This window comes from Rhizobium sp. P1_E1 (assembly GCF_056406015.1).
In genome coordinates this window covers 1-1,254 of record NZ_JBFUAY010000510.1, presented here as the reverse complement: position 1 = coordinate 1,254, position 1,254 = coordinate 1, and the positions used below count along the sequence as shown (strand labels likewise).

General features: G+C 52.6%; 1 protein-coding gene. It reads right to left on the bottom strand.

Translation table 11 applies throughout. The features are described from left to right. A partial coding sequence (locus AC1D1Z_RS37560; protein WP_477853911.1) for a class I SAM-dependent methyltransferase occupies window positions 1-580 on the bottom strand: 580 nt, incomplete at its 3' end. Between the last annotated feature and the right edge of the window lie 674 nt (window positions 581-1,254).

Sequence of the window (1,254 nt, the reverse complement as noted above, 5' to 3'; positions counted from 1 at the left end):
TATCTACGGCGGGTCCTACTTCTGGTGAATGGGCAAAATCACCATAGTCGTCGAAGACGATATACCCACCAGGTACGACAAATCGCTCATAAAGAAGGAAATCTGCCCAGACATTCTCGCTCGCATGACCGCCATCGATATGCAAAATCTTGAACCGTTGGGAAGCCTGAAGCGTGCGCTCGACGGCATTCTGCGAGTAGCCTCTTACCAAAATGCAGGTTCTATAAAGAACATTGCGAAAATAATCGACTTCTTGAAGCTGCCCTGGCAATTCGAATGGATCGATTCCAACGAGTTTTGTCGAAGGTGACGAAAGCCTTTGCATAAAGGCGAGAGACTTGCCTTTCCAGACGCCGATCTCAACGATGTCTCCCTCAAGTGAGGCCACGTCGATACTGAGAAATCCCAAAAGCTTGACGTAAGAATGGAAGGACAATTCTGTTCGGGACATGTACTTGACTGGCATCGCGGCATAAGCTGCGGCAAAATCTGTCTCCAGCTTATCCCATTCATTGTCGACGCGTGCCCGCGTTGCAGGGTCCGTCATCAGCGTTTTTAGACTATCCATTGCCCCGTCCATGATTGGCCTGCCAGATTTTGTTGTCTTTCACTATCGACCGAGGGACCCAGCCCACCATTCCTTCGATGTGTTATTGCTCTGATTCTGTCAATATGGATTGCCCCATTTCGCCGGACAGGTCAGCTATCCATTGCACCGCCGAATGTCGATGGATTTCGCTGTAATCTTCGATCCACGGCGCAAGCGCTTTGAGTTTCATTTCGCCCTGATGCGGTGGACGAGCGGGTCCACCTATCTACCCATACGAAGGGGAGGCCATGAGACAGACACCAGCAGGACCGCGACGCAATCGTTCGGCTTCTCCATGGATAACTGCTTCTTGCGACGATTGCCGTTATGGCCGCGAAAGCGACCGCGAAAGGATTTGGTCTTGTCGAAAACTGCATGGCTTCGTAGCGAAAGAACGAATGCCACGCGGCTAGAGCGCCCCGCGTCTTTCCGGAAGTCAGCATAAATTCCGGAATCTTAGCTCAATTGTCAGCTGACAATGGCGGCCGTGTCCGCATCCATCAACCCGACCCTTCGTTACAGCCCATTTGCCAACTCACCGGCGAGCGACCGAGCTTAGCAATCGGTTCTCATTTATAGGCAGACGAACGGCATGAGCTTTCAGCCTCCAGCCCGCGGGCGGGTTCGTTGCTGGAGGGCTTGTCACTAGCGTCCTCGGTTTCGGC